This is a genomic window from Pseudomonas sp. Z5-35, from assembly GCF_051131945.1.
GTDB lineage: Bacteria > Pseudomonadota > Gammaproteobacteria > Pseudomonadales > Pseudomonadaceae > Aquipseudomonas > Aquipseudomonas marvdashtae.
The window spans coordinates 4381984-4408970 of record NZ_CP071640.1; the positions used below are offsets into that span (position 1 = coordinate 4381984).

26 protein-coding genes are annotated in these 26987 nt (G+C 62.2%); 13 read left to right on the forward strand and 13 right to left on the reverse strand.

The window, feature by feature from the left end; translation table 11 throughout:
* Positions 1 to 20 precede the first annotated feature (20 nt).
* Entirely contained in the window at positions 21 to 1184 is a 1164-nt protein-coding gene (locus tag J3P95_RS20125; RefSeq protein ID WP_434558447.1) for a type III effector protein RopAA, read from the reverse strand.
* Between the two features lie 369 nt (positions 1185 to 1553).
* On the opposite strand from J3P95_RS20125, the gene J3P95_RS20130 reads away from it, so the two are divergent.
* The 4 genes from J3P95_RS20130 (at position 1554) to J3P95_RS20145 (ending at position 4661) form a co-directional block, all read left to right on the forward strand.
* Complete coding sequence (locus tag J3P95_RS20130) at positions 1554 to 1916, forward strand: ArsC family reductase (RefSeq protein WP_434558448.1); 363 nt, start codon at positions 1554 to 1556, stop codon at positions 1914 to 1916.
* Positions 1917 to 1949: 33 nt separating this feature from the next.
* Positions 1950 to 2984, forward strand: a complete 1035-nt coding sequence (gene dapD, locus J3P95_RS20135; RefSeq protein WP_434579949.1) for a 2,3,4,5-tetrahydropyridine-2,6-dicarboxylate N-succinyltransferase — start codon at positions 1950 to 1952, stop codon at positions 2982 to 2984.
* A gap of 70 nt (positions 2985 to 3054) precedes the next feature.
* A complete protein-coding gene (locus tag J3P95_RS20140) occupies positions 3055 to 4260 on the forward strand; it encodes an aminotransferase class V-fold PLP-dependent enzyme (protein WP_434579947.1) in 1206 nt (401 codons plus the stop codon).
* Complete coding sequence (locus J3P95_RS20145) at positions 4257 to 4661, forward strand: SufE family protein (protein ID WP_434558451.1); 405 nt, start codon at positions 4257 to 4259, stop codon at positions 4659 to 4661. Before J3P95_RS20140 ends, J3P95_RS20145 begins: the two co-directional genes overlap by 4 nt.
* Positions 4662 to 4762: 101 nt before the next feature.
* Here the strand turns inward: J3P95_RS20145 and tcdA are convergent, their stop codons facing one another.
* Complete coding sequence (tcdA, locus tag J3P95_RS20150; protein WP_434558452.1) at positions 4763 to 5575, reverse strand: tRNA cyclic N6-threonylcarbamoyladenosine(37) synthase TcdA; 813 nt, start codon at positions 5573 to 5575, stop codon at positions 4763 to 4765.
* 196 nt (positions 5576 to 5771) lie between these two features.
* On the opposite strand from tcdA, the gene dapE reads away from it, so the two are divergent.
* The 3 genes from dapE to J3P95_RS20165 all read left to right on the forward strand — a co-directional run bounded on the left by dapE (position 5772) and on the right by J3P95_RS20165 (position 8192).
* Positions 5772 to 6923: a succinyl-diaminopimelate desuccinylase gene (gene dapE / locus J3P95_RS20155; RefSeq protein ID WP_434558453.1), complete on the forward strand. Its 1152-nt coding sequence runs from the start codon at positions 5772 to 5774 to the stop codon at positions 6921 to 6923.
* Complete coding sequence (locus J3P95_RS20160; protein ID WP_434579945.1) at positions 6923 to 7732, forward strand: putative RNA methyltransferase; 810 nt, start codon at positions 6923 to 6925, stop codon at positions 7730 to 7732. Before dapE ends, J3P95_RS20160 begins: the two co-directional genes overlap by 1 nt.
* 82 nt (positions 7733 to 7814) lie before the next feature.
* Entirely contained in the window at positions 7815 to 8192 is a 378-nt protein-coding gene (locus J3P95_RS20165) for a hypothetical protein (protein ID WP_434558455.1), read from the forward strand.
* An 88-nt stretch (positions 8193 to 8280) separates the two neighbouring features.
* On the opposite strand, the gene J3P95_RS20170 is transcribed toward J3P95_RS20165, so the two are convergent.
* On the reverse strand, positions 8281 to 8490 hold the full coding sequence (locus tag J3P95_RS20170; RefSeq protein ID WP_434558456.1) for a cold shock domain-containing protein: 210 nt from the start codon (positions 8488 to 8490) through the stop codon (positions 8281 to 8283).
* A gap of 238 nt (positions 8491 to 8728) precedes the next feature.
* Here J3P95_RS20170 and plsB point away from each other — a divergent pair, with 238 nt between their 5' ends.
* The 4 genes from plsB (at position 8729) to J3P95_RS20190 (ending at position 13011) form a co-directional block, all read left to right on the forward strand.
* Positions 8729 to 11227, forward strand: a complete 2499-nt coding sequence (gene plsB / locus J3P95_RS20175) for a glycerol-3-phosphate 1-O-acyltransferase PlsB (RefSeq protein ID WP_434558457.1) — start codon at positions 8729 to 8731, stop codon at positions 11225 to 11227.
* A gap of 189 nt (positions 11228 to 11416) precedes the next feature.
* Positions 11417 to 11791 carry a hypothetical protein gene (locus J3P95_RS20180; RefSeq protein WP_434558458.1) on the forward strand — a complete coding sequence of 125 codons (375 nt, stop codon included), beginning with the start codon at positions 11417 to 11419 and terminating at the stop codon, positions 11789 to 11791.
* A gap of 93 nt (positions 11792 to 11884) precedes the next feature.
* Positions 11885 to 12289 carry a YbaY family lipoprotein gene (locus J3P95_RS20185; protein WP_434558459.1) on the forward strand — a complete coding sequence of 135 codons (405 nt, stop codon included), beginning with the start codon at positions 11885 to 11887 and terminating at the stop codon, positions 12287 to 12289.
* Positions 12290 to 12321: 32 nt separating this feature from the next.
* Complete coding sequence (locus J3P95_RS20190; RefSeq protein WP_434558460.1) at positions 12322 to 13011, forward strand: DUF4197 domain-containing protein; 690 nt, start codon at positions 12322 to 12324, stop codon at positions 13009 to 13011.
* 139 nt (positions 13012 to 13150) lie between these two features.
* Here J3P95_RS20190 and J3P95_RS20195 read toward each other — a convergent pair whose 3' ends face one another.
* Both J3P95_RS20195 and J3P95_RS20200 read right to left on the reverse strand, forming a co-directional pair.
* The gene (locus tag J3P95_RS20195; RefSeq protein WP_434579942.1) at positions 13151 to 16216 is read right to left on the reverse strand and encodes an efflux RND transporter permease subunit; all 3066 of its coding nucleotides are present in this window, start codon (positions 16214 to 16216) and stop codon (positions 13151 to 13153) included.
* A 6-nt stretch (positions 16217 to 16222) separates the two neighbouring features.
* Positions 16223 to 17323, reverse strand: coding sequence for an efflux RND transporter periplasmic adaptor subunit (locus tag J3P95_RS20200; protein WP_434558462.1), 1101 nt, complete (start codon positions 17321 to 17323; stop codon positions 16223 to 16225).
* 94 nt (positions 17324 to 17417) lie between these two features.
* Here J3P95_RS20200 and J3P95_RS20205 point away from each other — a divergent pair, with 94 nt between their 5' ends.
* Positions 17418 to 18053 (forward strand): TetR/AcrR family transcriptional regulator, encoded by a 636-nt coding sequence (locus tag J3P95_RS20205; RefSeq protein WP_434558463.1) that lies wholly within the window; start codon positions 17418 to 17420, stop codon positions 18051 to 18053.
* A gap of 14 nt (positions 18054 to 18067) precedes the next feature.
* On the opposite strand, the gene J3P95_RS20210 is transcribed toward J3P95_RS20205, so the two are convergent.
* Positions 18068 to 18850: a class I SAM-dependent methyltransferase gene (locus J3P95_RS20210; RefSeq protein ID WP_434579940.1), complete on the reverse strand. Its 783-nt coding sequence runs from the start codon at positions 18848 to 18850 to the stop codon at positions 18068 to 18070.
* A 91-nt stretch (positions 18851 to 18941) separates the two neighbouring features.
* Here J3P95_RS20210 and J3P95_RS20215 point away from each other — a divergent pair, with 91 nt between their 5' ends.
* A complete protein-coding gene (locus J3P95_RS20215) occupies positions 18942 to 19562 on the forward strand; it encodes an energy transducer TonB (protein ID WP_434558465.1) in 621 nt (206 codons plus the stop codon).
* A 3-nt stretch (positions 19563 to 19565) separates the two neighbouring features.
* Here the strand turns inward: J3P95_RS20215 and J3P95_RS20220 are convergent, their stop codons facing one another.
* The 7 genes from J3P95_RS20220 to ppc all read right to left on the reverse strand — a co-directional run bounded on the left by J3P95_RS20220 (position 19566) and on the right by ppc (position 26979).
* Positions 19566 to 20264, reverse strand: a complete 699-nt coding sequence (locus J3P95_RS20220) for an extensin-like domain-containing protein (protein WP_434579938.1) — start codon at positions 20262 to 20264, stop codon at positions 19566 to 19568.
* Positions 20265 to 20280: 16 nt separating this feature from the next.
* Positions 20281 to 21102, reverse strand: a complete 822-nt coding sequence (locus J3P95_RS20225) for an isocitrate lyase/PEP mutase family protein (protein WP_434579936.1) — start codon at positions 21100 to 21102, stop codon at positions 20281 to 20283.
* 32 nt (positions 21103 to 21134) lie between these two features.
* The gene (locus J3P95_RS20230; RefSeq protein WP_434579934.1) at positions 21135 to 21995 is read right to left on the reverse strand and encodes a DUF72 domain-containing protein; all 861 of its coding nucleotides are present in this window, start codon (positions 21993 to 21995) and stop codon (positions 21135 to 21137) included.
* The gene (locus J3P95_RS20235) at positions 21995 to 22303 is read right to left on the reverse strand and encodes a hypothetical protein (protein WP_434558469.1); all 309 of its coding nucleotides are present in this window, start codon (positions 22301 to 22303) and stop codon (positions 21995 to 21997) included. The genes J3P95_RS20230 and J3P95_RS20235 overlap by 1 nt, the downstream gene beginning before the upstream one ends.
* Before the next feature lie 329 nt (positions 22304 to 22632).
* Positions 22633 to 23313 carry a tRNA (adenosine(37)-N6)-threonylcarbamoyltransferase complex dimerization subunit type 1 TsaB gene (gene tsaB / locus J3P95_RS20240; protein ID WP_434579932.1) on the reverse strand — a complete coding sequence of 227 codons (681 nt, stop codon included), beginning with the start codon at positions 23311 to 23313 and terminating at the stop codon, positions 22633 to 22635.
* Between the two features lie 94 nt (positions 23314 to 23407).
* Entirely contained in the window at positions 23408 to 24058 is a 651-nt protein-coding gene (gene adk, locus J3P95_RS20245; RefSeq protein WP_434558471.1) for an adenylate kinase, read from the reverse strand.
* A gap of 290 nt (positions 24059 to 24348) precedes the next feature.
* A complete protein-coding gene (gene ppc, locus J3P95_RS20250) occupies positions 24349 to 26979 on the reverse strand; it encodes a phosphoenolpyruvate carboxylase (protein WP_434558472.1) in 2631 nt (876 codons plus the stop codon).
* Between the last annotated feature and the right edge of the window lie 8 nt (positions 26980 to 26987).

A 26987-nucleotide genomic window follows, 5' to 3' on the forward strand; every position in this document is an offset into this window, starting at 1 on the left:
CGACCGGCGATCATCCGCAGTTAAACAGCTCGCTCAGCGGCACTGAGGGTCGAGCGGGCCGAAACAAAATCGACGCTGTCGCCCTCATTGTCGCTATCTTCCCCGATCCGTTCGGCCGTCGACGCTTCGACCAAGGGCAACATCCCCTGCAGCTCATCCGGATGGGCGGGACCGGCGGATAGCTTATCCAACGCGGCGGAAGCCTTGTCCGCCAACGGCTGGGTCATCACTCCCGTTGTCACCCAGGCGGCGAGCACCGGCGCCATCGTCGCCGTGACAGTCGCCTTGCCAGCCGCCGCAACACCGGCAGGCGAGAACCCGGCGTCCCTGGCCGCGTTGACAGCAGCGGTCTGGGCCATGCCGATCGCAGTAATACCGCCGGCCAACGCTCCAAGACCACTGACCAGGCCAGTCGGCGTAACCAAGCCTTGCAGCGATTTGCTGCCATCGCGTATCACGTCCAGCGGCAGGCTGCCGACCCGCTTCGCAATGCCCATCGCAGCACTTCCTACGCCATAATTCTTGAGGTCCTTGTAACGCTGATGCCAGTCTTGGCGCCCCAACAGGTATTCCGGACCAACCCGGTGTTTCGATTTATCGATGGAATGTTGCAGGTCATAGGCGGCCATGCCCGACAGCGGAGAACCGATGGCAGCTATTACAGAATCCACCTTGCTGCCCGTTTGCGCATCGACGGTCTTCGTCACAACGGGTTGGATAACCGTGCGCAACACGTTTCGCGCAGTGAAGGTCTGGAAAGTCAGGCTGCCTTCGACAGCCTGGGTCGTCAGGCTCGGCTTCACCGCCTGGGCGGCTTCCTGCATGACGGGCTCCAAGTCGGCATTTTCGGCCACCAGCCACTGGGTGTCGCTGGTGGCGCGCTTGATCAGGCCATTACCGACCGTGTCGGAGGCGCTGCTGACCAGGCCGGCAATCGCCGACAGCGCCAACGGAGCGGTAATCGAGCCATTGCCGGTCACCGCCGGGGCGAAGTCCAGCGCGATGGAGGCCGCGCCGAAGGGAACCGAACGAAGGAAACCGACAGTGTCATGGGCCGCGCGATCCAGCCGCGAGCCTTTGGTCAGCACGGCATCGACGCTTTGCGCGGTTTCGCCATCATTGGCCAAGGTTCGCGAACGATCGTCTATCAATGCCTCGAAGGCCTCGCGATTGGCGCCGTTCATATGCGGTTCGAATACCCTGGTGAGCTGGGCCTTGATTTCACCCGTGCGATTTGCCAGGTCCTGTGCAGCCGTGACAGGGCCGATCGGGACGGATGCGGCGGTCCCGGTGGTAGATCTTGGTGAAAGGGGCGGGAGTGTTTCTTGCGATTGATTCGTCAATGTAGGGCGCGGTGTCAGCGGGATGGAATCCATGGGCGGGGCCTCTTGTGCGCAGAAGTGCGGGATTTACCTGAGCTGTGTGGCCGCCACCGCGCCATCGGTTCCGCCTCGTCCGATCCGCCGCGACAGTCGAGGCACTGATTGGAACGACGTGGCATAATCGTCGGCTGATTTTCAGGACGATACCGGGAACGTTTTGGGGGAGCATTCATGCCCAATGAAAACAAGCACTTACAGCTGTTCGGCATCAAAGCCTGTGACACGATGAAAAAGGCGCGCACCTGGCTCGATGAACACGCTGTGCACTACGACTTTCATGACTACAAGACCGCCGGCATCGACCGTGAGCACCTGACCCAATGGTGCAACGAACATGGCTGGCAGGTGGTGTTGAACCGCGCCGGTACGACTTTTCGCAAACTCGACGACGAACGTAAAGCCGATCTCGACCAGACGAAAGCCATCGAACTGATGCTCGCCCAACCCTCGATGATCAAGCGCCCGGTGCTCGATCTCGGTGACCGAACCCTGATTGGCTTCAAGCCAGATATTTATGCGGCAGAAATCAAGTAAGCCTGCCCAGTCCATTTTGTAGAGGTAATTTCCATGTCCACGACCCTGTTCAGCCTGGCCTTTGGTGTCGGCACTCAAAACCGCGAAGGCGCCTGGCTGGAAGTGTTCTACGCACAGCCGCTGCTCAAGCCGTCGGCTGAGATCGTCGCCGCCATCGCGCCGATTCTCGGCTACAGCGAAGGCAACCAGGCCATCGCGTTCACCACGACCCAGGCCTCGCAGCTGGCTGAGGCGCTGCGCAGCGTCGATGCCGCGCAAGCCAAGCTGCTGACCCGCCTGGCCGAAAGCCACAAGCCGCTGGTTGCCACCCTGCTGGCCGAAGACGCACAACTGACGTCCACGCCTGAGGCTTACCTCAAGCTGCACCTGCTGTCCCATCGCCTGGTCAAGCCCCACGGCCTGAACCTGGCCGGTATCTTCCCGCTGCTGCCGAACGTGGCCTGGACCAGCCAGGGCGCGATCGACCTGGCCGAACTGGCCGAGCATCAGCTCGAAGCCCGCCTGCGTGGCGAGCTGCTGGAAGTGTTCTCGGTGGACAAGTTCCCGAAGATGACCGACTACGTGGTCCCGGCCGGCGTGCGTATTGCCGACGCCGCGCGTCTGCGCCTGGGCGCCTATGTCGGCGAAGGCACCACCGTCATGCATGAAGGTTTCGTCAACTTCAACGCCGGCACCGAGGGCCCGGGCATGATCGAAGGCCGTGTCTCGGCGGGCGTGTTCGTCGGCAAGGGCTCGGACCTGGGCGGCGGCTGCTCGACCATGGGCACCCTGTCGGGTGGCGGCAACATCGTGATCAAGGTCGGCGAAGGTTGCCTGATCGGCGCCAACGCCGGCATCGGCATCCCGCTGGGCGACCGCAACACCGTGGAGTCGGGCCTGTACGTGACCGCAGGTACCAAGGTCGCGCTGCTGGATGAAAACAACCAACTGGTCAAGGTGGTCAAGGCGCGCGATCTGGCGGGCCAGCCCGACCTGCTGTTCCGCCGCAATTCCGAGACCGGCGCGGTGGAATGCAAGACCCACAAATCCGCCATCGAGTTGAACGAAGCACTGCACGCGCACAACTAAGCCCCGTGCCAATGGAGCGGCCGGGCGCGTATCATCGACGCCCGGCCCGCCCAAACGAGTCCTGATCACCATGTTCCTGCCCTCACCCTGGCGTGCCGACTTCCCGGCCATCGCCGCCTTGCAACGGCAAGGCCAGACCTACCTGGACAACGCCGCCACCACACAGAAACCCCAAGCCTTGCTGGACGCCCTGGCGCATTACTATGCCAATGGCGCGGCCAACGTGCACCGCGCGCAACACTTGCCGGGCGCCCTCGCCACCCAGGCGTTCGAGGACAGTCGCCTCAAGGTTTCCCAGTGGCTCAATGCGGTGGACTGCGGCCAGGTCATCTTCACGCATGGCGCGACTTCGGCGCTGAACCTGTTGGCCTACGGGCTGGAACACCTGTTCAACCCAGGCGATGAAATTGTCATCAGCGCCCTGGAACATCACGCCAACCTGCTGCCCTGGCAACAACTGGCCGAGCGCCGCTCGTTGTCGCTGGTGGTGTTGCCGCTGGATGCCGATGGGGTGATTGACAAGAGCGCTGCCGCCGAGCTGATCGGCCCGCGTACCCGCCTGCTCGCGGTGAGTCAGTTGTCGAATGTCCTGGGAACCTGGCAACCATTGCCGGCATTGCTGGCGATGGCCAAGGCCCAGGGCGCGCTGACGGTGGTCGACGGTGCCCAAGGCATCGTGCATGGCCGTCATGACGTGGACGCGCTGGGCTGCGACTTCTATGTGTTTTCCAGCCACAAGCTCTATGGTCCCGAAGGCTTGGGCGTGCTGTTCGGTCGCACCGCAGCGCTGGGCGAACTGCGCCACTGGCAGTTCGGCGGCGAAATGGTCCAGCAAGCCGATTACCGCAACGCCACGTTCCGCCCGGCACCGCTGGGTTTTGAGGCAGGTACACCGCCCATCGCCAGCGTGATCGGCTTGGGGGCGACGCTCGATTACCTGTCCGATATCGACGAGCAAGCGGTCATCGATCATGAAAGAGCGCTGCATGACTATTTGCTTCACGGCCTGCGAGCGCGCAACGGCGTTCGTTTGGTGGGCGAGCCGCAACAGGCCTTGGTCAGCTTTGTGGTCGATGGCATCCACAACGCTGACTTGGCGCACCTGCTGACCGAGCAAGGCATTGCCGTGCGCGCCGGGCATCACTGCGCCATGCCATTGTTCAAGCACCTGAAGCTGTCCGGGGCGATCCGGGTTTCGCTGGCGCTGTACAACGACTCCGCCGACATTGAACGGTTCTTCGACGCGCTGGATCAGGCCCTGGAGATGCTGCGATGAAACTGCCGGTCGACGCCGACGCCGCGCTGCAGATTTTCCAGGACGCGTCAGGCTGGGAGCAACGCGCGCGGCTGTTGATGCAGTGGGGCGAGCGCCTGGCGCCATTGAGCGACGAGGCCAAATGCGATGCGAACCTCGTCAGTGGTTGTGAAAGCCAGGTTTGGCTAGTGGGTCATTTGCACGACGGGCACTGGCAGTTTTCGGCCAGCAGTGATGCACGGTTGATCCGCGGGTTGGTGGCGTTGTTGCTGGCGCGGGTCAACGGGCTGTCCGCTGAAGAGTTGCAGCAGGTGGATTTGCCGGATTGGTTCAATCAGCTGGGATTGTCGCGGCAGCTGTCGCCGTCGCGTAGCAATGGGTTGAATGCGGTGCTAAAGCGGATGCGCGAACTGACGCAATAACCTGTGGCGAGGGAGCTTGCTCCCGCTGGACTGCGCAGCAGACCCGTTTTTATGAGCGCTTCGCGCTCAAGCGGGAGCAAGCTCCCTCGCCACAAGAGCGGTTATCGGCCGGGCTTAAGCCTATCCGCCGGTCGCCGCACCCCCGCCACGATCTTATCCACAGCCTTGGTCGCCGCGACCATGCCGAACGTCGCCGTGACCATCATCACCGCGCCAAACCCACCGGCGCAGTCGAGCTTGACGCCATCGCCGACAAAACTCTTCTGCAGGCAAATACTACCGTCCGGTTTCGGGTAGCGCAGCTGTTCGGTGGAGAACACACAGGGCACGCTGTAATGACGGGTGACGGTGCGGGAAAAACCGTAGTCGCGGCGCAAGGTCGAGCGCACCTTGGAGGCCAGCGGATCATTAAACGTGCGGTTCAGATCGCAGACCTGGATCAACGTCGGGTCGATCTGCCCGCCCGCGCCACCAGTGGTGATGATCTGGATCTTGCGACGCTTGCACCAGGCGATCAGCGCGGCCTTGGCGTTGACACTGTCAATGCAGTCGATCACGCAGTCGATATTTGGGGTGATGTACTCGGCCATGGTCTCGCGCGTAACGAAGTCCGCCACCGCGTGCACCGTGCAGTCGGGGTTGATCCCGCGCAGCCGCTCGGCCATGACCTCGACCTTGGGCTTGCCGACGGTGCTGTCCAGGGCGTGCAACTGGCGGTTGGCGTTGCTGACGCAGACGTCGTCCAGGTCGAACAGCGAGATCTCGCCCACGCCACAGCGGGCAATGGCTTCCGCCGCCCAGGACCCGACGCCGCCGACGCCGACAATCGCCACATGGGCCGCCCGCAGGCGCTCCAAGCCTTCAATGCCATACAACCGGGCAATGCCGGCAAACCGTGGATCTTCTGTACTCATGACCGTCACCCCGAAAACCGGCGCGCATTATAGGGCTTTGCCTGAGCAATTTAAGCAAAACCTCCGTGGATTTTGTGGCCAAACTGACCGGCACCTGAGCCCACCGTTATCGTTTTGCTATAAGATAACCGCCATTTCGCGCGCGCCAGCCCGCGCTCATACAAGCCTTGCGTTCACACTATATCCCGGAGCTTTCATGACGGCCCACGCCGACCTCTCGCCGACCCTGCAACTCGCCTGCGACCTGATCCGCCGCCCGTCCGTGACGCCGGTGGATGCCGATTGCCAGAAAATCATGATGCAGCGCCTGGGCGACGCGGGTTTCAAGCTCGAGCCGATGCGCATCGAGGATGTGGATAACTTCTGGGCCAGCCATGGCAAGCATGACGGACCGGTGCTGTGCTTCGCCGGGCACACCGATGTGGTGCCGACCGGTCCGGTACAAGCTTGGCAGCTCGACCCGTTCGATGCCGTCATCGACGAACAAGGCATGCTCTGCGGCCGCGGCGCGGCGGACATGAAAGGCAGCCTGGCGGCGATGGTCGTGGCGGCCGAACGATTCGTCGCCGACTACCCGGACCACAAGGGTACGGTGACGTTCCTGATTACCAGCGATGAAGAAGGCCCGGCCCACCATGGCACAAAAGCCGTGGTCGAGCGCCTCAAGGCTCGCCAGGAACGATTGGACTGGTGCATCGTCGGCGAGCCGTCGAGCACCACCTTGGTGGGGGATGTGGTCAAGAACGGCCGGCGCGGTTCCCTCGGCGCGAAGCTGACCGTGCGCGGCAAGCAAGGCCACGTAGCCTACCCGCACTTGGCGAAAAACCCGATCCACCTCGCCGCGCCCGCCTTGGCCGAATTGGCTGCCGAGCACTGGGACCATGGCAACGACTTCTTCCCGCCGACCAGTTTCCAGATTTCCAACCTCAACTCCGGCACCGGCGCGACCAACGTGATCCCGGGTGACCTGGAGGCGGTCTTCAATTTCCGCTTCTCCACCGAGTCCACCGTCGAAGGCCTGCAACAGCGCGTCGCCGATATCCTCGACAAGCATCAACTGGACTGGCACATCGATTGGGCCTTGTCCGGCCTGCCGTTCCTCACCGAACCGGGTGCGCTGCTCGATGCCGTGTCGTCGAGCATCAGGGACGTCACCGGTCGCGAGACCCAGGCGTCCACCAGCGGCGGCACGTCCGACGGTCGCTTCATCGCCACCATGGGTACGCAGGTCGTGGAGCTGGGCCCGGTCAATGCGACGATCCACCAGGTCAACGAGCGCGTGCTGGCGGCCGATCTCGACGTGTTGACCGAGATCTACTACAAGACGCTGATCAAGTTGCTCGCCTGATGCTCGCCTGCCCGATCTGCAGCGAACCGCTGAACGCGGTGGACAACGGCGTGGTCTGCCCGGCCGGGCATCGTTTCGACCGCGCGCGCCAGGGTTACCTGAACCTGCTGCCGGTGCAGCACAAGAACAGCCGCGACCCCGGCGACAACCAGGCCATGGTCGAAGCTCGCCGCGACTTTCTCAACGCCGGGCACTATGCCCCGGTCGCCCGGCGCCTGGCCGAACTGGCCGTTGAACGCGCGCCCGGGCGCTGGCTGGATATCGGTTGTGGCGAGGGTTATTACACGGCGCAAATCGCCGAGGCATTGCCCAACGCCGACGGCTACGCGCTGGATATCTCCCGCGAGGCGGTCAAGCGCGCCTGCAAGCGCAACCCGCAACTGACTTGGTTGATCGCCAGCATGGCCCGGGTGCCGCTGGCGGATGACTGCTGCCAATTCTTGGCCAGCGTGTTCAGCCCATTGGACTGGCAAGAAGCCAAGCGCTTGCTCAGCCCCGGCGGCGGCCTGATGAAAGTCGGCCCTACCGCCGGCCATCTGATGGAGTTGCGTGAGCGGCTATACGACGAAGTGCGCACATACACCGATGACAAGCACCTGGCCTTGGTGCCGACGGGCATGGTGCTCAATCACAGTGAAACCCTCGAATTCAAGCTGACGCTCGACAGTGGCCAGGACCGCGCCAACCTGCTGGCGATGACGCCCCACGGCTGGCGCGCCAGTGCCGAACGCCGCGCCAGCGTGATCGAGCAGGCCGATCCGTTCGAGGTCACGGTGTCGATGCGCTACGATTATTTCGTTCTTCAATAACCTTTTGATTCCGGTCCCGGGCAACCGCTCGGGACCCGTTAAATCCGCGAATGGATTTTTCAAGACCGCAGCGAGGACATCCATGCGCCAACCCGATATCGAGATTTACCTCAAGGACGCCGACGTCGACCACAAGGCTATCGCCGGCTGGCTCGGCCAGGCCCTGGGCCCGTGCAGCGACTGGGTCCAGAAAGGCCAGACCTACAAATGCAAGGCTGGAAACATTGCGGTGACCTGGCTGCCCAAGGCTGTGGGTAAATGGAACAGCCTGTACCTGGAAAGCGACCAGACCCCATGGGACGACGACATCGCCTGCGCCCGCGCCGCTTTCGCCGCACTGAACGTGGAAGTGCGCTGCGCGCCGGGCTCTTGGGTCGAGGAAGAAGGCGAGGAATCGGCGGATCGCTGGATCCGGATCAGTGCCGATGGCGAAGAAGAGATTACCTGGAAGACGGCCTGATCGCCCCGGTGGGCATATGACCGTATAAATCCCCTGGGGAGCGAGTCTGTTCGCCCCCAGGGGATTTTTTCATGGCTACCGAGGCGAGTTACAACCCCACCACGTCCTCAGCCTGCAAGCCCTTTTGCCCTTCCACCACTGCGTATTCGACCTGCTGGCCTTCAGTCAGCGAACGGTGGCCGTCGCCCCGGATCGCGCGGTAATGCACGAACACGTCCTTCCCGTCTTCACGCTGGATGAAGCCATAGCCTTTGGCGTCGTTGAACCACTTCACATTGCCGGTTTCCCGTGCTGCCATGATGCTCACTCCCATTTCTTATTGTTAGGTCGGCTTTTCCTGCTCAGTTGCAAAAGGCAAAGCCGTACGAACTTCAGTCACCGTCCGGCCGTCCATGAAGGAGGCCAGGGCAGTAACGGCCGAGTATATGGCACCCGGAAAAACTCTCAACTGACTTTACTTCGGCGCTTTTTTGCCGATTTTCGGTGAATCCGGCACACTAGCGCCGCTTGTTCTTATCCACTCATGCAGAAGCCGTATGACCCGTTCCCCGTTCCGCCGTCTTGTGTTTGGCACCTTGCGCCGACTGTTGTACCTCTGGGTTCGCTCCGAGACGATCAACCAGTCGTCCTTCACCCTCAACCTCGACCGCAGCCGTCCGGTATTTTACGTTCTGCAAGACCCGTCGCTCACCGACCTGGCGGTGCTCGACACCGAGTGCACCAAGGCCGGCCTGCCGCGCCCCGTCCTGCCCGTATCGGTAGGCGACCTGTTGGAACCAGCGGCGTTCTTTTACCTCACGCCGGCGCCGGACTGGCTCGGGCGCCAGGACAAACGCGGCGCGCCCCCCACCCTGACCCGGCTGGTCGATGTGCTGACCCACAACGCCGCCGAAGACGCGCAGATCATTCCGGTCAGCGTGTTCTGGGGGCAGTCGCCCGACAGCGAATCCAGCCCCTGGAAGCTGTTGTTCGCCGACAGCTGGGCCGTCACCGGGCGCCTGCGCCGCCTGTTGAGCATCATGATCCTGGGCCGCAAGACCCGCGTGCAATTCTCCGCGCCGATCCACCTGCGCGAGCTGATCGAACATGACAAGGGCCACGAGCGCACCGTGCGCATGGCCCAGCGGATCCTGCGGGTGCATTTCCGCAATCTGAAAGCTGCGGTCATCGGCCCCGACATCTCCCACCGGCGCAACCTGGTCAAGGGCCTGCTGAACCAGCCACTGGTCAAGCAGGCGATTGCCGAGGAAGCCGAACGGGAAAAGATCTCCCCGGAAAAAGCCAAGGCCCAGGCCCTGCGCTACGGCAACGAGATCGCCTCGGACTACACCTACACCGCGATCCGTTTCCTGGAAGTGGTGCTGAGCTGGTTCTGGAACAAGATCTACGACGGCATCAAGGTCAACCACATCGAAGGCGTGCAGAACGTCGCCCAGGGCCACGAAATCATCTACGTGCCGTGCCACCGCAGCCACATCGACTACCTGCTGCTGTCGTACCTGCTATTTCGCAACGGCCTGACACCACCGCACATCGCCGCCGGCATCAACCTCAACATGCCGGTGATTGGCGGCCTGTTGCGCCGTGGCGGGGCGTTCTTCATGCGCCGCACCTTCAAGGGCAACCCGCTCTACACCGCGGTGTTCAACGAATACCTGCACATGCTGTTCACCAAAGGTTTCCCGGTGGAGTACTTCGTCGAGGGCGGTCGCTCGCGTACCGGACGCATGCTGCAACCCAAGACCGGCATGCTCGCCATCACCCTGCGCAGCTTCCTGCGTTCGTCGCGCATGCCGATCGTGTTCGTGCCGGTCTACATCGGTTATGAGCGGGTGTTGGAAGGCCGAACCTACCTGGGCGAACTGCGCGGGGCCAGCAAGAAGAAAGAATCGATTTTCGACATCTTCAAGGTCATCGGTGCCCTCAAGCAGCGCTTCGGCCAAGTCGCGGTGAATTTCGGCGAGCCGATCAAACTCGCGGAGTTCCTCGACAGCGAGCAGCCGGATTGGCGCGAGCAGGAGCTGGGCCCGCAGTTCAAGCCGGCCTGGCTCAACGCGACCACCCACCGCCTCGGCGAACGCGTGGCCCGGCACTTGAACGAGGCTGCCGCTATCAACCCGGTCAACCTCGTCGCCCTGGCGCTGCTGTCCACCAGCCGCCTGGCCCTGGACGATCAGGCCATGGCCCGCGTGCTCGATTTGTATCTGGCGTTGCTGCGCAAAGTGCCGTATTCACCTCATACCACCCTGCCCGAAGGTGACGGCCGAGCGCTGATCGACCACGTCAAGGGCATGGACCTGCTGTCGGAACAGAGCGATGCCTTGGGCAAGATTCTGTATCTGGATGAGCAGAATGCAGTCCTGATGACCTACTACCGCAACAATGTCCTGCACATCTTTGCCTTGCCGGCATTGCTGGCGAGTTTCTTCCAGAGCAGCTCACGCATGAATCGCGAGCAGCTCCTGCGCTATACACATGCGTTGTACCCGTACCTGCAATCGGAATTGTTCATTCGCTGGTCGCTGGAAGAACTGGACGCCGTGGTCGACCAGTGGCTCGACGCGTTCGTCGAACAAGGCCTGCTGCGTTTCGAAAAGGACCTGTACCTGCGGCCGGCACCGAGTTCGCGGCACTTCGTGCTGTTGACCCTGCTGTCAAAGAGCATCGCCCAGACCTTGCAGCGCTTCTACATGACCGTCTCGCTGCTGCTCAACAGCGGCCAGAACACCGTCAGCGCCGAAGAGCTGGAAGACCTCTGCACCGTCATGGCCCAGCGCCTGTCGATCCTGCACGGGCTGAACGCGCCGGAGTTCTTCGACAAGACTCTATTCCGACACTTCATCCAGACCATGCTCGACCTCGACGTGCTGCGCCGTGATGAAGCGGGCAAGCTGAGCTACCACGAACTGCTCGGCGAACTGGCCGAAGGCGCGGCCAAGCGGGTACTGCCGGCGGAGATTCGCTTGTCGATTCGCCAGGTGGCGTTGCATCGCAGTGAAGATGCCGCGGAGGTCGCCGTCAGCCCCGACCGTTGACCTTGGCCGATCACTCACCGTGGACCCTGGAACGGTTCCGGTGAGTGGATGGGTCAATCGCCAGGCGTACTCCGACGTTGCGCAGCGGCCAAGGCGACGTCAAACGAAGAAAAGACCTACAGAGAACTTTGGAAGAGCTCTCTAGGATGGGTTCACGTCAATGTTGACGTATTGAAAAGGAATTCATTCATGAAACACGCAATCAACGTAACACTGCGTCTGCCAGACGATTATCAAGTCCCGCAAACAGGCGCAGGTGACTATGCAATTTCCATCAACAAAACGACCGGCCTGCCAGGCGCCTATCCCGGCATCAGCTCTAACGTGCTTCCGGTGGGATCACCTCTGGTCTTTTCCTTCCACATCGTTCCCGATTTCGACCCGGCTGTCGCTGGGGATGAGTTCTCGGTGAAGATGCAGATCAACCATGAAGGCACTGACCTTCTAGCAGACAACGAACACGCCTTCATTTGGAATGGAGGCAATCAAGATGTCGACATTGATCTGAGCCTGGCGCCATCGTTCGCCCTTGAAACTGATCATCCGATCGCACCCAACGTCTGAGTCGTTACGTTTCGGCTGGATTTTTGCTGCCGAATCCTCCAGATTCCCTTTGTCGCCAGCGTGTTGCTGGCGTCAAAGGAAAGGTACTTCCAAATGAAAAAGATCCTTTTGCTTGCATTTACTTCACTGCTGGCTGCGTGCCAATCATCAACGCCACCCGCCGCCTCCGTCGCGAGCCTCGATGGCGAAGTCTACTATCTGCAACGCATCGCCTTGCCGCCCAACGCCACCTTGAGCGTGAGCCTGCAGGACGTTTCCCTGGCCGACGCCCCCGCGGTGGTGCTCGATGAGCAGCGCGGCCCAGTCAAAGGCCAGGTCCCGTTGCCGTTCCACCTCAGTTATGATCCCAACCAGGTCAAGCCCGGCCATCGTTATGCCGTGAGCGCCCGCATCGAAGTGGACGGCCAGTTGATGTTCATCACCACCGAACAGCACGCCGTACTGCTCGATGGCAAAGATCCGCAGCCGTTGAAGATTCGCGTCAACGCCACCCCCTGATTCCTTTCCAAACCTTGTTCAAGGACGCTGTCATGCTCCGCTCTACCCTTCGCTTCACCAGTCTATGCGCCGGCCTGCTGGTCTGCGCCAACGCCATGGCCCTGTCCCTGAGTGATCTTTCCCAGAAAGACGCCACGGGCGGCCTCAAGGACGCATTGACCCAAGGCGCCCAGATCGCCGTCAAGCAATTGGGCACTCCGGGCGGGTTCAGCAACAACCCGGACGTGAAGATCGAATTGCCCGGCAAGCTCGGTAAAGTCGCCAGCAAGATGAAGGCCTTCGGCATGGGCGACCAGGTCGATCAACTGGAAACCAGCATGAACCAGGCTGCCGAAGCCGCAGTGGTCCAGGCCCAGCCGATCCTGGTCGACGCGGTGAAGAACATGAGCGTGACCGATGCCAAGGGTATCTTGAGCGGTGGGAACGAATCGGCCACCCAATACCTGAACAAAAGCAGCCGTGAGCAGATCCGCGCCAAGTTCCTGCCCATCGTCAAGCAAGCCACCGACAAGGTCGGCCTGGCTCAAAAATACAACGCCTTCGCCGGTCAGGCTGCAACGCTCGGGGTGCTGGATGCCAAAAGCGCCAGCGTGGAAAACTACGTGACTGAGCAGGCGCTGGACGGCTTGTTCGAAATGATCGGCAAGCAGGAAGCCACCATCCGCCAGAACCCGGCGGCCGCGGCGACCAGTTTGGCGAAGAAGGTTTTCGGTACTCTCTGAGTTAGAGATCGTTCCCGCGCTCCTGTGGCGAGGGAGCTTGCTCCCGCTGGGGTTGCGCAGCAACCGCAAAAGCTAGGGGCCGCTGCGCAGCCCAGCGGGAGCAAGCTCCCTCGCCACAGGTTCGGTGTGCCCCTGTTGATCAGGTTTTCTTGACCCTGAACCACGCTGCATACAACGCCGGCAGGAACAGCAGTGTCAACGCTGTCGCCACGATCAAGCCACCCATGATTGCCACCGCCATGGGTCCGAAGAACAGGCTGCGCGACAGTGGGATCATCGCCAGCACCGCCGCCAGCGCAGTGAGCACAATCGGGCGGAAACGTCGCACGGTCGCTTCGATGATTGCCTGCCACGGCGCGAGTCCCGCCTTGATGTCCTGTTCGATCTGGTCCACCAGGATCACCGAGTTGCGCATGATCATCCCCGACAGCGCGATCGTGCCCAGCATCGCAACGAAACCGAACGGCTGGCGGAACACCAGCAGGAACAGCGTGACACCGATCAACCCCAGCGGCGCGGTGAGAAACACCATGGCCGTGCGTGAAAAGCTGCGCAGTTGCAGCATCAGCAAGGTCAACACCACCACGATGAACAGCGGCACACCGGCGTTAACCGACTTCTGGCCGCGGGTCGAGTCCTCTACGGTGCCGCCCACTTCAAGCAAATAACCGTCCGGCAGTTGCGCGCAAATCGGCTCCAGGGTCGGGAAAATCTGCTGCACCAGCGTCGCCGGTTGTTCCTTGCCGTAGATATCAGCCCGTACCGTCACGCTCGGCAAGCGGTTGCGATGCCAGATCACGCCCTCTTCAAAGCCGTACTCCAACGTCGCGATCTGTGACAGGGCAACGCTTTTGCCGTTGTCGGTCGGCACTGCCAGGCTCGGCAGCAACGACAGCTCGTTGCGCTCGTGCACCGTACCGCGCAGCAGGATCTCGATCAGTTCGTTGTCTTCCCGGTACTGGCTGACGCTGGAGCCGGTGAGGGAGCTGCGCAGGAAACTCGCCAAGTGGGCCGTGCTGACACCCAACGCCCGAGCGCGGTCCTGGTCGACGTTCAGGTACACCACCTTACTCGGCTCTTCCCAGTCCAGATGCACGTTGACCACGTGGGGATTTTCGCGAACTTTCGTCGCCACTTTCCGCGCCAGGGCCCGGACTTCCTCGATGTGTTCGCCCGTGACGCGAAATTGCACGGGGTAACCGACGGGTGGGCCGTTCTCCAGGCGCGTGACCCGCGAGCGCAGGGTCGGGAACTGCTCGTTCAGGGTCGAGATCAACCAACTGCGCAACGGTTCGCGGTCTTCGATGGTCTTGGCCAGCACCACGAACTGCGCGAAGCTGGAGGCGGGCAGTTGTTGATCCAGCGGCAGGTAGAAACGCGGTGAACCGGTGCCGACATAAGCCACGTAATTATCGATGCCGGCATGGTCCTTGAGCAGCGCTTCCAGGCGCTTGACCTGCTCGGCGGTGTTGCTCAGGGAGGCGCCTTCCTGCAGCTTCAGGTCGACCATCAATTCCAGCCGCCCCGATGCAGGGAAGAATTGCTGCGGCACGAAACGGAACAACACCACCGAGCCGACGAACAACAGCACGGTCAGCAAAATGACGGTTTTGCGGCGACGCACGCACCACTCCACCATCCGCCGGACACGCTGATAAAACGGCGTGCCGTAAGGGTCGGTCTGGCCGTCAGTCGTGCCATGTTTGGCCGCGTGAATTTTCGCCAGGTCCGGCAGGAATTTTTCCCCCAGGTAAGGCACGAACACCACGGCGGCCACCCAGGAGGCGACCAGCGCCAAGGTCACGACCTGGAAAATCGAGCGGGTGTATTCACCGGTGCCCGATTGCGCGGTGGCGATCGGCAGGAAGCCGGCCGCTGTGATCAACGTACCGGTAAGCATCGGGAACGCGGTGCTGGTCCAGGCGAAGCTGGCGGCCTTGATCCGGTCGAAGCCCTGCTCCATCTTGATCGCCATCATCTCCACCGCAATGATCGCGTCATCCACCAGCAGCCCCAAGGCCAATACCAGCGCGCCGAGGGAAATCTTGTGCAGGCCGATCCCCAGGTAATACATCGCCGCGAACGTCATCGCCAGTACCAGCGGAATCGCCAGGGCCACTACCATCCCGGTGCGCAGCCCCAGGGAGAAGAAGCTCACTAGCAACACAATCGTCAGTGCTTCCACCAGCACCTGGACGAACTCGCCGACGCCGGTCTTCACCGCGGCTGGCTGGTCCGACACCTTGCGCAATTGCATGCCGGCCGGCAGGGTGTTCTGGATACGGGCAAAGTCGACCTCAAGGGCCTTGCCCAGAACCAGGATATCCCCTCCTTGTTTCATCGCCACGGCCAGGCCAATGGCGTCTTCGCCCATGAAGCGCATGCGTGGCGCCGGCGGGTCGTTGAAACCGCGGCGCACATCCGCGAGATCGCTGATACGGAACGTATGATCGCCGACCCGGATCGGGAAATTGCGGATTTCTTCCACCGTCTGGAAATTCCCCGAAACCCGAAGCTGCAATCGCTCGCTGCCCGTTTCGAAGAAGCCTGCGGTGGAGACTGTGTTCTGCTCTTCAAGGGCCTGCTGGACCGCCGCCAACGGCAGGCCGAGGGTTGCCAGCTTCACGTTTGACAATTCGATCCAGATCTTCTCGTCCTGCAAACCGATCAGCTCGACTTTGCCTACATCCTTGACCCGTTGCAGCTGCAGCTGGATGCGATCGGCGTAGTCCTTGAGCACGGCGTAGTCGAAGCCATCACCGGTCAGCGCGTAGATATTGCCGAAGGTGGTCCCGAATTCATCGTTGAAGAATGGCCCCTGGACATCCGGCGGCAGGGTGTGGCGGATATCGCCGATCTTCTTGCGCAACTGGTACCACAGCTCGGGAATCTGCGCCGAATGCAGGGAGTCGCGCGCCGCGAAAGTCACTTGGGATTCGCCCGGGCGGGAGAACGAGACGATCTTTTCGTAATCGCCGGTTTCCATCAGCTTCTTTTCGATGCGCTCGGTGACTTGGCGTGACACTTCCTCGGCCGTCGCCCCCGGCCAAACTGTGCGAATGACCATCGCCTTGAAGGTGAACGGCGGGTCTTCGCTCTGGCCGAGCTTGGTGTAGGAAAGCGCGCCGACGATGGCCAGCAACAGCATCAGAAACAGTACGATCTGGCGATTGCGCAACGCCCATTCGGAAAGATTGAAGCCCATCGCGGATTACTCCTTGGCCGTCAGGTTGACCAAACGGTTTGAGCGATCCACCGGCCGCACCTGCTGGCCGTCGAGGAGCACATGCACACCTGCAGCCACCACCCAATCATCGGGGTTGAGGCCCTCGAGCACCGGCACGGTCTTTTCGCCGAACGCACCGACCCGCACCGGGACTTTTTTCAAGGTGCTGTTGGCGTTGACCACCCAGACATACGTCGCACCGTTTTCAGCCGTCAGGGCCGACAAAGGCACAGACAGCGGCACCTCGTCGGTAGCCTGGATAAACACCCGGGCGCTCTGGCCCAATTCCGCCGGGACACTGCCAGCAGTGAAGGCGACGCGAGCAGCGAAGGTGCGGGATTTCGGATCGGCCGCCGGGGAGAGTTCGCGGATGCGTCCGCTGAAGCGTTGATCTGGCTGACTCCACAGCTCCACTGAAACCGGCTGGCCGATCTTGAACCGGCCAAAACCTTGTTCAGGCAGACTGATCAGCACCTCACGCTCGCCGTCGGTAGCGAGCGTGAACACCGTTTGTCCGGCGGACACCACCTGCCCGACTTCCACGGAGCGGCGGGCGACTACGCCGTCCTGGGGCGCACGCAGCACCGAATAACTGGCCTGATTGCTGGCGACGTCGAATTGCGCCTTGATCTGCTTGAGCCGCGCGGCACCGGAGCGATAGAGGTTCTCGGCATTATCGTATTGGGAACGGCTGACCATCTGCCGTTCCATCAAGGTCTTGTAACGGTCACGTTCGGCGCGCACCAGGCTCAGGTTGGCCTCGGCGGCGGCGACCTGGGCACGGCTCGCTTCCAGTTCCAGGCGCACGTCCTCGGGATCGAGTTCCGCCAGGGCTTGGTTGGCCTTGACCCGCTGCCCCTCTTCGACCAGCCGTCGGCTCACTTTGCCGCCAATGCGAAAGGCCAGGTCCGGCTCGAACCGCGCCCGCACTTCGCCGGGATAACTGTCCATCGCCTGGGCCGACGGCTCGGGCTTGATCACCATGGCAGGGCGCACGGCGACTGGCACCGGCTCGTCATGGCCACACGCAGACAATAAAAAAGCCAGGCTGACTGGCAGGGCGAGGGGCAGGACATAGCGGAACATGGTGGATGACCTTTCGCTAATGATGCTTGGAATAATTATACTGGCCAGTATGTTATTAATAGCAAACTCACCAGTCCAGTATTAAAAGCGAATAATGTCGAACAATCTTTCCCCTCCCAGCGGGCCCGGTCGCCCCAAGGATCTGGCCAAGCGCCAAGCCATCCTCGATGCGGCGAAAAGCCTGTTTCTCAGCCAGGGTTACGCCAGCACCAGCATGGACGCGGTGGCGACCGAGGCCGGCGTGTCGAAGCTGACGGTCTATAGCCACTTCAACGATAAGGAAACGCTGTTCTGCGCTGCGGTGATCGCCAAGTGCGAGGAACAGGTACCGCTGCTGTTCTTTGAATGGGCCGATGGCGTTTCGATTGAACACGTGTTGCTGAACATCGCCCGTGGTTTCAACCAACTGATCAACAGCGATGAATCGGTCAACCTGCATCGGTTGATGTTGACCTTGGGCAGCCAGGACCCGAAGCTCTCGAGCATTTTCTATGAGGCCGGCCCACAGCGAATGCTGTCAGGCATGGAAAGGCTGCTGGCCAAGGTCAACCAAAGCGGTGCGCTGAGCATCGACAGACCTCGAAATGCCGCCGAGCATTTCTTCTGCCTGATCAAGGGCGCGGCCAACTTCCGGTTGCTATATGGCTGCGACGGGCCGCAAGACGCCGAAGCGGCCGAGGCCCATGTGCAGGAAGTGGTGGCGTTGTTCTTGCGAGCGTATCGGCCTTAGCCATCGCGCCAGTTTCAGGCCTTGAGCGCCTTCTTCGGGTAGATGTCGTAGCGACTGGACTTGCCTTCGAGCCCATGGCTCGGCTTCGGCCCTTCGATGCACGGAGCCTTGCGCGGGCGCTTGACCACCACGCGGTGGGTCGCCAGGGCCAGCGCCGCGGCGAGCAGCGCCGGGGCATCAGAGTCATCACCCACCAAAGGCCGGAACAGGCGCATCTCCTTCTTCACCAGGGCGGTTTTCTCTCGATGAGGAAACATCGGGTCCAGGTAGATCACCTGGGGCGGCTCGCCTTGCCAGTCGCGCATCACCTCGATGGCGTTGCCCTTGAGCAAGCGCATCCGCGCCACAATCGACGCGACGTCGAAATCTTCCGCGCCGCGAGCCAAGCCATCCTCCAGCAATGCGCCGATCAATGGCTGGCGCTCGATCAAGTTCATCTCGCAGCCCAGGCTCGCCAACACAAACGCATCCTTGCCCAACCCGGCCGTGGCATCCAGCACTCGCGGGCGCACGCCTTGGGCGATACCGACCGCCTTGGCGATCATCTGGCCGCTGCCGCCGCCGTACAAGCGACGATGGGCCGCGCCGCCCTCGACGAAGTCCACCCGCACCGGCCCCGGCGCCTCCGGCCCCAGTTGCTGCAGTTGCAAGCCCTGCTCACCGACCTGCAGGGCAAAGTCGCCGTCCTCCATCTGCAACGGCAGGCCTAGCTGCCCGGCCCAATACTCGGCGCGGGGCTGGAACGCCGGGGCCAAGGCCTCGACGTGGATGCAGCAGGCTGCGGATTGCTCGATCATGAAAACACGCTCAAAAAATTAAGGATCGGCAAAAACGGCCGATAACAACGGTGAACGGCATTTTGCCAGAGCTGAGCGTCGACCGAGAAAAATGTCAGACATTCAATCCACATCGATAGGCGTTATCTCCCCTTACGGCGATTACAGCCTGCGTAACACCCAAGCGCTGAGCGGCGTCAGTCACCTGTGGCAGGATTTTTTTGCCCGGGCCCTGGCCGATCAACTGGGTGATGACGCACCGGCACCTGGCAGCTACCAGCCAGTGCCCCTCGATGAAGCGGTTGAACCGACCCTCGGCGCCGAGTTGCTGGAGCACATCATCAGCCAGCGCACCTGCGACGTGACCGAAACCCAGGTCAAGCCGCCTGAACCGCTGTTCCTGCCGATCGCCGAATTCGAACTCGACCTGCTCGACAAGCCCTTCCCGCCCTTCCCAGCGGAAGAAATCGTCGCCCAGCAAAAACAACAGACCTTCGAAAGCAGCTGGGTTCGCCCACTCGTCCTTACCGCCGGCCAACCGCTGCCGGAGCCCGGCCCGGCGCCGCAGCCGCGTCCATTGCACCTGCCAATTGCCGAGTTCGAACTCGACCTGCTGGACAAGCCGTTCCCGCCGTTCCCGGAAGAAGAATTGGTGGCGCAACAGAAACAACTCGACTTCGATACCCGCTGGGCACGCCCGATCGTGCTGCAGAACCTGCGTATCGCTGCCTGATTCCTACCGACAAATCCACCATGGCCCCACATCCAAGTGGAAATGGTTGCGGTGTGCGGCGTTGTAGTCCGGACTCAAGACCACACTGAACATGTCGCAGGCGCCGTCGCGCACCTGACGCAGGAATTGCGCATCGGTGCCCTCCTTCGGCCAATCCCGGAGCACGCTGACCGTCCGCCCGTCAGCCAGGCGAAACCCGGCAATGTCCAGCGCGCTGGCAGTGGCGTGTTGGCTACGCGCGCCCGTTTCACGGCCGTACATGTTGCGGCAGGCAAAGCTGCCCAAGTGATCGACCCGCGTGACTTTCTGCCCGTACACCGTCGCCGCTGCCGGCTGCAGCGCGTGTCGCTCGAACAGCGCGAAGGCCACCGCCAGCGGACAACTGGCGAGAAAACTGCTGCTTAGCGCCACCTCCCCGCCCTGCACCCGCAACACGTTGGTCAACGGACACGAAGTATTCGCGCCGCTGTTCGCCTGGCGAGCCGTCCGAAGCCCCGACGTCGCGAGCGCCTGGTCGCACAGCTGCGGATCGTTGCGCAGGGCCATCAGCTTGTAGCGAGTCAGCAGATTGGGTGGAGCACCGACGTCCAGCGGCGCCCAGGGATTCCATTGCGGCGGCACCGACAACCCGCCGCGCCATACCGCCAACACCGCGACGCCAATGATCAGCGCCAATACCATCAGTCCTTTCAAAAACCGCACGACAACGCCTCGGGCATCAGCCCTTGAATAATTGATTGGCCTGGTTGAAAGGCATTGAACGACGGGTAAAGGTGAAGGTGCCTTGCTGTTGGATTTCCTCGGCAGCGCGGAAGAACTCGCCGAACGCCGCCAAGGCCAGGGCCGATCCGACGCTGATGCGCTTGACCCCCAGTTCGCTCAACTGCTCCACAGTGAGGTCCAGCGCGCCGGACATCAACACATTGACGGGCTTGGGCGCCACGGCCTGTACCACCGCGAGGACTTGTTCGGCGCTGCTCAAGCCGGGTGCATAGAGCACGTCGGCACCGGCGTCGGCAAACGCCTTCAGGCGCCGAATCGTGTCGTCCAGGTCGGGGTTGCCGTGCAGGAAATTCTCCGCCCGGGCGGTCAAGAGAAAAGGAAAAGGCAGGCTGCGCACCGCATCGGCCGCAGCCTTGACCCGCGCCACCGCGTGCTCGAAAGCATAGATCGGGCTGTCCGAGCGACCCGTGGCATCTTCGATCGAGCCGCCCACCGCACCGGCTTGCGCCGCACGCAGCAGGCTCTGGGCACATGCTTGGGGCGCGTCGGCAAAACCGTTCTCCAGATCGACCGCCACGGGCAAGTCGGTGGCCGCCACGATCGCCCGGACATTGGCCAACGTATCGTCCAGCCCCAAAGCGCCATCGGGCCGTCCCAACGAGAAAGCGTGACCGGCGCTGGTCGTCGCCAATGCTTCAAAGCCGAGGCTGGCCAGCATCTTCGCTGAACCCGCATCCCACGGATTGGGGATGACAAACGCCCCTTCGCGTTCGTGAAGGGCCTTGAACGCCTGGGCTCGCCGGGTTTGCGCATCCATGAAAGTCGCTCCTGAGCTGTGGAAGAGTCGCCTCAGAGCAATCCCAGTTGCTCAGCGGCGGGTTCTCTATATAGCTCAGGCAGGGCCGGCAAGCCAGGCAAACGATCCATCAATCGGCTGTGGAAATGCATCGCGAGCTTTGCCGCCAGGAGGTTGTCGGCGGTGTGCAGGAACATATAGGGCGTGCGCCCTTCTTCGATCCACGTGGCGATTTTCTCGACCCACGGCGCGAGGAACGGCTCGTTGGCCTCCACAACCGGATGCCCGATGAAGCGCACCTGCGGGCACTGCGTGAACGCCGCCGGCCGCGTCGGCACCCGTGGCTTCTTGTATTGCGCGTCGATGACCGAAGGGGCGGTCGAAGCGCAACTGAACAGGCCCCGCGGGTCGAGGCAAATGCGTTCGACGCCGCGATCGAGCAACAGGCGGTTGAGGCGGCGTTCGACGTCGCCCTTGGCAAAGAACTCATGGTGACGCACCTCGACGGCCAGCGGCCGTTGAAACGCATCGATGAACGCCGCCAGCTCCGGCAGGCGATTGGGCGTGAACGCCTTGGACAGTTGCAGCCAGAACGGCGAAACCCGCTCGCCCAAGGGGCTCAGTAATTGGATAAAGGTTTCAGTAGCAGTCAGATGTTCGCGCAAATCGCCGCCGTGGCTGATGTCACCGGGGATCTTGGCGGTGAAGCGAAAGTGCGCGGGCATGATCTCGGCCCAGCGCTGCACAGTGGCCACGGACGGGCTCGCGTAGAAGGTCGTGTTGCCTTCCACGGCGTTGAATACTTGAGAGTAGAGATTGAGGAAATCGGTGCTCTTGGCGTCCTGGGGATAAAGATAATCGCGCCAGGCGCTTTCGCTCCAGGACGGGCAGCCCAGGTAGTAAGGCAACCGCATCAGATGTAGAGGTCGAGCCCCAGCACTTCCATATCCCAATCGACGAAACCGGCGGTGCTCAGGTAACTGGCCAGCGCGGTGGCGACGCTGCGGCTCATGGCGCGGTGATACAGCATGTCTTGCTGGCGAGCGGGAAGATTGCCCAAGCGCTGCGCAGAGGCTTTCGCGGCACGGGCGGCCGACTGCTCCTCAGACGGAAACTCCAGTTCACCCTCGATATCATCGAAGTTTTCCGGCTCAGCGGCTTTACCCGCACGAGGCCGACGCTTGATGGGGTAGGACTGGGATGAAACGCCGTCTATACGCATAACAGAATGCTCGGTATCAATGATGGCAATTTAGCGGCACTTTCACAGCCGCGCAAATGCGCAAGTGATAACTAGAACACATAAAGGCAAAAAGGTTTAAAAACCGGCGAAAAAAGTGACGACTGGCAATGTTGGGTGTGACTTATGGATGGGGGAGTAACTTTTTGACCTTGCCAGAGATAAGTCGATGCCCTTGTGGCGAGGGAGCTTGCTCCCGCTGGGGTGCGAAGCAGCCCTCAGCTAAGTGTATGACCCACCACTTTGCGAGCACTACGCACTCGAGCGGGAGCAAGCTCCCTCGCCACAAGGGCTTTCACTTGAAAATGAGATCAGGGCCGCTCGGACTTGGGCGTGGCGACCTTGTCGCGCAAATACACCGGCTGCGCTTCATCGGCCGGGATGGCTTCGCCGCGCTCCCAGGCGAAGCGTGCCAGGGTCAGCAGGTCTTCGGCATGAGGCAACATCGAGGTGTCCTGGGCGATAACGCTGAGGCCGATTCGCTCGCCGTAGCCCCAGCCAGTCCCGGCGCCGAACCAATCACCCTGAGCGCCTTCCGGCAACGAGGCGACCTGCGGTGGCAGTACCGCTTCGCGGCCTAGCAAGCGCATCTCGCCGTCGACGTCCTGGTAGCAGCCCCAATACACCTCGTCCATGCGCGCGTCGATGGCCGCTGCCACCTGACGCGCGCCGTGCTCACGCAGGGCCCGCTGGGCCAGCACCGCCAGGTTCGACACCGGCAAGACTGGGCGTTCCAAGGCAAAGGCCAGGCCCTGCACGACGCCAATGGCGATGCGCACGCCGGTAAACGCCCCCGGGCCACGACCAAAGGCGATCGCATCCACGGCTTGCAAGGTGATTCCGGCATCGCTGAGCAATTGCTGGATCATCGGCAGCAATTTTTGCGCATGCAGGCGTGGGATCACCTCGTAATGGCTCGTGACCTTGCCGTCATGCAGCAGGGCAACGGAGCAAGCTTCAGTCGCGGTGTCCAGGGCCAGCAAGGTGCTCATCGATGTGTCCGTAAATCAGGCGGGAAAAAAGTGCGCCAGTATAAACAACTCCGGCCCGCAAGCGGGCCGGAATTGATGCAACTGATCAGGCTTTTCAGCTCAAGGCTGCAAGCACCTTGGCAGTGATCGCTTCAACCGAACCGACGCCCGGGATATGGCTGTATTTCGGTTTGCCGCCGTTCTTGGCGGACAGTTTCTGGTAAAACTCTACCAGTGGCTTGGTCTGCGAATGGTAGACCGACAGGCGATGACGCACGGTTTCTTCGGTGTCGTCCTTGCGCTGCACCAGCTCCTCACCCGTCACGTCGTCCTTGCCTTCGGTTTTCGGCGGATTGTAGACGATGTGGTAGACGCGACCGGAAGGCTCATGCACGCGTCGACCGGCAATACGCTGGACGATTTCCTCGTCCTCAACGGCAATTTCAACCACCGCATCCAACTCGACACCCGCCGTCACCAGGGCATCAGCCTGCGGAATGGTGCGCGGAAAACCATCGAACAAGAAGCCATTGGCGCAGTCGGGTTGAGCGATGCGATCCTTGACCAAGGCGATGATCAGGTCATCCGATACCAGGCCGCCGGCATCCATGATGCTCTTGGCCTGAACACCCAATGGAGTGCCAGCCTTGACCGCGGCGCGAAGCATGTCGCCAGTGGAGATTTGCGGGATACCGAATTTTTCGGTGATGAACTTTGCCTGAGTACCTTTACCGGCCCCGGGAGCTCCCAGCAGAATGACGCGCATCGATGTGCTCCTCAATTTTTTTATGTAAAACGCTCGGATTCGCCTCGTGGGGCCAATCTTCGAAAAACTTGATCGTGACCGCCCAAACGGCCAAAGGCTGATCAAGATACACAGCGGGCCCGACCCACACAAGCCGCCGAAAGTCGGAGTAACCCGCGCCGCACGCGACCTTCGTAGGGGGTGATGAGCGTCGCAACCGGGCAACAAACTGTCGCCTGGTCGACCTCCCTGCCCCTGCAAACAGCGATGCCCGGACATGCCGGGCGCGCGGTTTTTTGACCCTTCGGGAGTTAGCCGGTGTTGCGCAAACCGGCGGCAATCCCTGCCACAGACACCAGCAACGCCTGTTCCACGGGGCTGCCTTGAGCCACATCCTGTTGCCGCGAACGGGCTAGCAGCTCGGCCTGCAACAGGTGCAGCGGGTCGAGGTAGGTATTGCGCAGGCTGATGAATTCCAAGGTATCTGGGCTATGTGCCAGCAGCTGCGACTGGCCGGTCAACCCCAGGACCACGGAGCAGGCCTGCGACAATAGGTCGCGTAAATGCTCACCCAGCGGCAACAGCGCCGGCTCCACCAAGCGCTCGTCGTAGGAAAGCGCGATGTCGGCGTCGGCCTTGGCCAGCACCATCTCCAGCATATCGATGCGAGTCCGGAAGAACGGCCATTGCTCGCGCATCTGCGCGAGCAGTTGGCCCTCGCCCCGCTCCAGCGCCTTGCCCAGGGCCGTTTCCCAGCCGAGCCAGGCCGGCAACATCAGGCGGGTCTGGGTCCAGCCGAAGATCCACGGAATGGCCCGCAGGCTTTCGATACCACCGGCACGACGCTTGGCCGGACGGCTGCCCAACGGCAGCCGGCCGAGCTCCTGCTCCGGCGTGGACTGGCGGAAATACTCGACGAATTGCGGATTCTCCCGCACTACGGCGCGGTAGGCATTGACGCCGTCAGCGGCCAGTTCGTCCATCAGGTGCCGCCATTCGGGCGTGGGCGGCGGCGGTGGCAACAGGGTCGCTTCGAGCACCGCGGCGAGGTACAGATTGAGGTTCTGTTCGGCGATGTCCGGCAGGCCAAATTTGAAACGAATCATTTCGCCTTGTTCGGTGGTGCGGAAACGTCCGGCCACCGAACCCGGCGGCTGGGACAGGATCGCCGCATGCGCCGGGCCGCCACCACGGCCGACGGTGCCACCGCGACCATGGAACAACAGCAGTTCGACTTGCTGCTCGCGACAGATGTCCACCAACCGCTCCTGGGCGCGGTATTGCGCCCAGGCCGCCGCCGTGGTCCCGGCGTCCTTGGCCGAGTCGGAGTAACCGATCATGACTTCCTGCGGTCCTTGCAGGCGCGAGCGATAGCCCGGCAGCAGCAACAGCCTTTCGATCACCGGCCCGGCGTTGTCCAGGTCAGCGAGGGTTTCAAACAGCGGCACCACCCGCATCGGTCGCAGCACACCGGCTTCCTTGAGCAGCAACTGCACCGCCAGCACATCGGAAGCCGCGCCGGCCATCGAGATCACGTAGGAACCCAGGGACGCCGCTGGCGCCGCCGCGACTTCCCGGCATGTCGCCAGGACCTCGGCAGTGTCGGCCGATGGCTGGAAATAGGGCGGCAACAGGGGACGACGGTTGTTCAGCTCATCAAGCAGGAAACCGATGCGCTGTTCCTCGTTCCATTCCTCGTAACGCCCCAGTCCCAGGTAATCGGTGATTTCGGTCATCGCCGCCGTATGGCGCGTCGAGTCCTGGCGCACGTCAAGGCGCACCAGGAACAGGCCGAAGGTCACCGCCCGACGCAGGCAATCGAGCAGCGGTCCGTCGGCGATCACGCCCATGCCGCAGTCATGCAGCGACTGGTAGCACAGCTCCAGCGGATCGAGCAGTTCACGATTGTCCTGCAACACCTCGGCGGTGGCCGGCGTCGTGGCCTTCAAGGAAGCCTGGGCCCAATTGCGCGTGGCCCGCAGGCGTTCGCGCAATTGCTTGAGCACAGCGCGATAGGGCTCGGCGCTGTCACCGGCCTGGGCGCGCAAGGCCTCGCTGGCTTTCTGCATGGACAAGTCAGCGGCCAGATGGTCGACGTCGCGCAAATACAGGTCCGCCGCCATCCAGCGCGCCAGCAGCAACACCTCGCGAGTGACCGCGGCGGTGACGTTCGGGTTGCCATCCCGGTCGCCGCCCATCCACGAAGCAAAGCGGATCGGTGCGGATTCCAGTGGCAGGCGCAGCCCGGTGGCGGCGTGCAGGGCCTGGTCAGCCTTGCGCAGGTAATTGGGGATGGCGTGCCACAGCGAATGCTCAATCACCGCGAAGCCCCACTTGGCCTCGTCCACCGGCGTGGGTCGGGTCCGGCGGATTTCTTCGGTGTGCCAGGCCTCAGCGATCAACCGCTGCAAGCGCGTATGGATCTGCGCACGCTCGGCGCTGGTGAGGTCGCGGTGGTCCTGGGCTGCCAGCTGCGCAGCGATGGCGTCGTACTTCTGGATCAGCGTACGTCGGGCCACTTCCGTCGGGTGGGCGGTGAGCACCAGTTCGATATCCAGCCGCGCCAACTGCCGGGCCAGGGATTCGGCGCCATGGCCTTCGGCTCGCAGGCGCGCCAGCAATTCGGGCAGCACCCTTGCTTCGAACGGAGCTGGTTTGGATTCTTCGCGCCGATGGATCAGTTGGTACTGCTCGGCGATGTTGGCCAGGTTGAGAAACTGGTTGAACGCGCGCGCCACCGGCAGCAGCTCATCCTCGCTCAATTGGTTGAGGCTGGCGCTCAGCTCGGCGTCCATGGAGCCGCGACGGTCAGCCTTCGCGCCCTTGCGGATCTGCTCGATCTTGTCGAGAAAGGTGTCCCCGTACTGCTCGCGAATGGTGTTGCCCAGCAGTTCGCCAAGCAGGTGGACATCCTCACGCAAGCGGGCATCGATATCGGTCATCGGCAGTT

Bases quoted from the DNA above. Each gene is read 5' to 3' on its own strand.
- J3P95_RS20130 (WP_434558448.1), top strand. From the start codon at position 1,554: ATGCCCAATGAAAACAAGCACTTACAGCTGTTCGGCATCAAAGCCTGT.
- J3P95_RS20195 (WP_434579942.1), bottom strand. From the start codon at position 16,216: ATGGGCTTCAATCTTTCCGAATGGGCGTTGCGCAATCGCCAGATCGTA.
- J3P95_RS20190 (WP_434558460.1), top strand. From the start codon at position 12,322: ATGCTCCGCTCTACCCTTCGCTTCACCAGTCTATGCGCCGGCCTGCTG.
- J3P95_RS20170 (WP_434558456.1), bottom strand. From the start codon at position 8,490: ATGGCAGCACGGGAAACCGGCAATGTGAAGTGGTTCAACGACGCCAAA.
- dapD (WP_434579949.1), top strand. From the start codon at position 1,950: ATGTCCACGACCCTGTTCAGCCTGGCCTTTGGTGTCGGCACTCAAAAC.
- adk (WP_434558471.1), bottom strand. From the start codon at position 24,058: ATGCGCGTCATTCTGCTGGGAGCTCCCGGGGCCGGTAAAGGTACTCAG.
- J3P95_RS20185 (WP_434558459.1), top strand. From the start codon at position 11,885: ATGAAAAAGATCCTTTTGCTTGCATTTACTTCACTGCTGGCTGCGTGC.
- J3P95_RS20215 (WP_434558465.1), top strand. From the start codon at position 18,942: ATGTCAGACATTCAATCCACATCGATAGGCGTTATCTCCCCTTACGGC.
- J3P95_RS20125 (WP_434558447.1), bottom strand. From the start codon at position 1,184: ATGAACGGCGCCAATCGCGAGGCCTTCGAGGCATTGATAGACGATCGT.
- J3P95_RS20140 (WP_434579947.1), top strand. From the start codon at position 3,055: ATGTTCCTGCCCTCACCCTGGCGTGCCGACTTCCCGGCCATCGCCGCC.
- plsB (WP_434558457.1), top strand. From the start codon at position 8,729: ATGACCCGTTCCCCGTTCCGCCGTCTTGTGTTTGGCACCTTGCGCCGA.
- J3P95_RS20180 (WP_434558458.1), top strand. From the start codon at position 11,417: ATGAAACACGCAATCAACGTAACACTGCGTCTGCCAGACGATTATCAA.
- tsaB (WP_434579932.1), bottom strand. From the start codon at position 23,313: ATGAGCACCTTGCTGGCCCTGGACACCGCGACTGAAGCTTGCTCCGTT.
- J3P95_RS20200 (WP_434558462.1), bottom strand. From the start codon at position 17,323: ATGTTCCGCTATGTCCTGCCCCTCGCCCTGCCAGTCAGCCTGGCTTTT.
- J3P95_RS20225 (WP_434579936.1), bottom strand. From the start codon at position 21,102: ATGGATGCGCAAACCCGGCGAGCCCAGGCGTTCAAGGCCCTTCACGAA.
- J3P95_RS20230 (WP_434579934.1), bottom strand. From the start codon at position 21,995: ATGCGGTTGCCTTACTACCTGGGCTGCCCGTCCTGGAGCGAAAGCGCC.
- ppc (WP_434558472.1), bottom strand. From the start codon at position 26,979: ATGACCGATATCGATGCCCGCTTGCGTGAGGATGTCCACCTGCTTGGC.
- dapE (WP_434558453.1), top strand. From the start codon at position 5,772: ATGACGGCCCACGCCGACCTCTCGCCGACCCTGCAACTCGCCTGCGAC.
- J3P95_RS20235 (WP_434558469.1), bottom strand. From the start codon at position 22,303: ATGCGTATAGACGGCGTTTCATCCCAGTCCTACCCCATCAAGCGTCGG.
- J3P95_RS20205 (WP_434558463.1), top strand. From the start codon at position 17,418: ATGTCGAACAATCTTTCCCCTCCCAGCGGGCCCGGTCGCCCCAAGGAT.
- tcdA (WP_434558452.1), bottom strand. From the start codon at position 5,575: ATGAGTACAGAAGATCCACGGTTTGCCGGCATTGCCCGGTTGTATGGC.
- J3P95_RS20160 (WP_434579945.1), top strand. From the start codon at position 6,923: ATGCTCGCCTGCCCGATCTGCAGCGAACCGCTGAACGCGGTGGACAAC.
- J3P95_RS20145 (WP_434558451.1), top strand. From the start codon at position 4,257: ATGAAACTGCCGGTCGACGCCGACGCCGCGCTGCAGATTTTCCAGGAC.
- J3P95_RS20210 (WP_434579940.1), bottom strand. From the start codon at position 18,850: ATGATCGAGCAATCCGCAGCCTGCTGCATCCACGTCGAGGCCTTGGCC.
- J3P95_RS20165 (WP_434558455.1), top strand. From the start codon at position 7,815: ATGCGCCAACCCGATATCGAGATTTACCTCAAGGACGCCGACGTCGAC.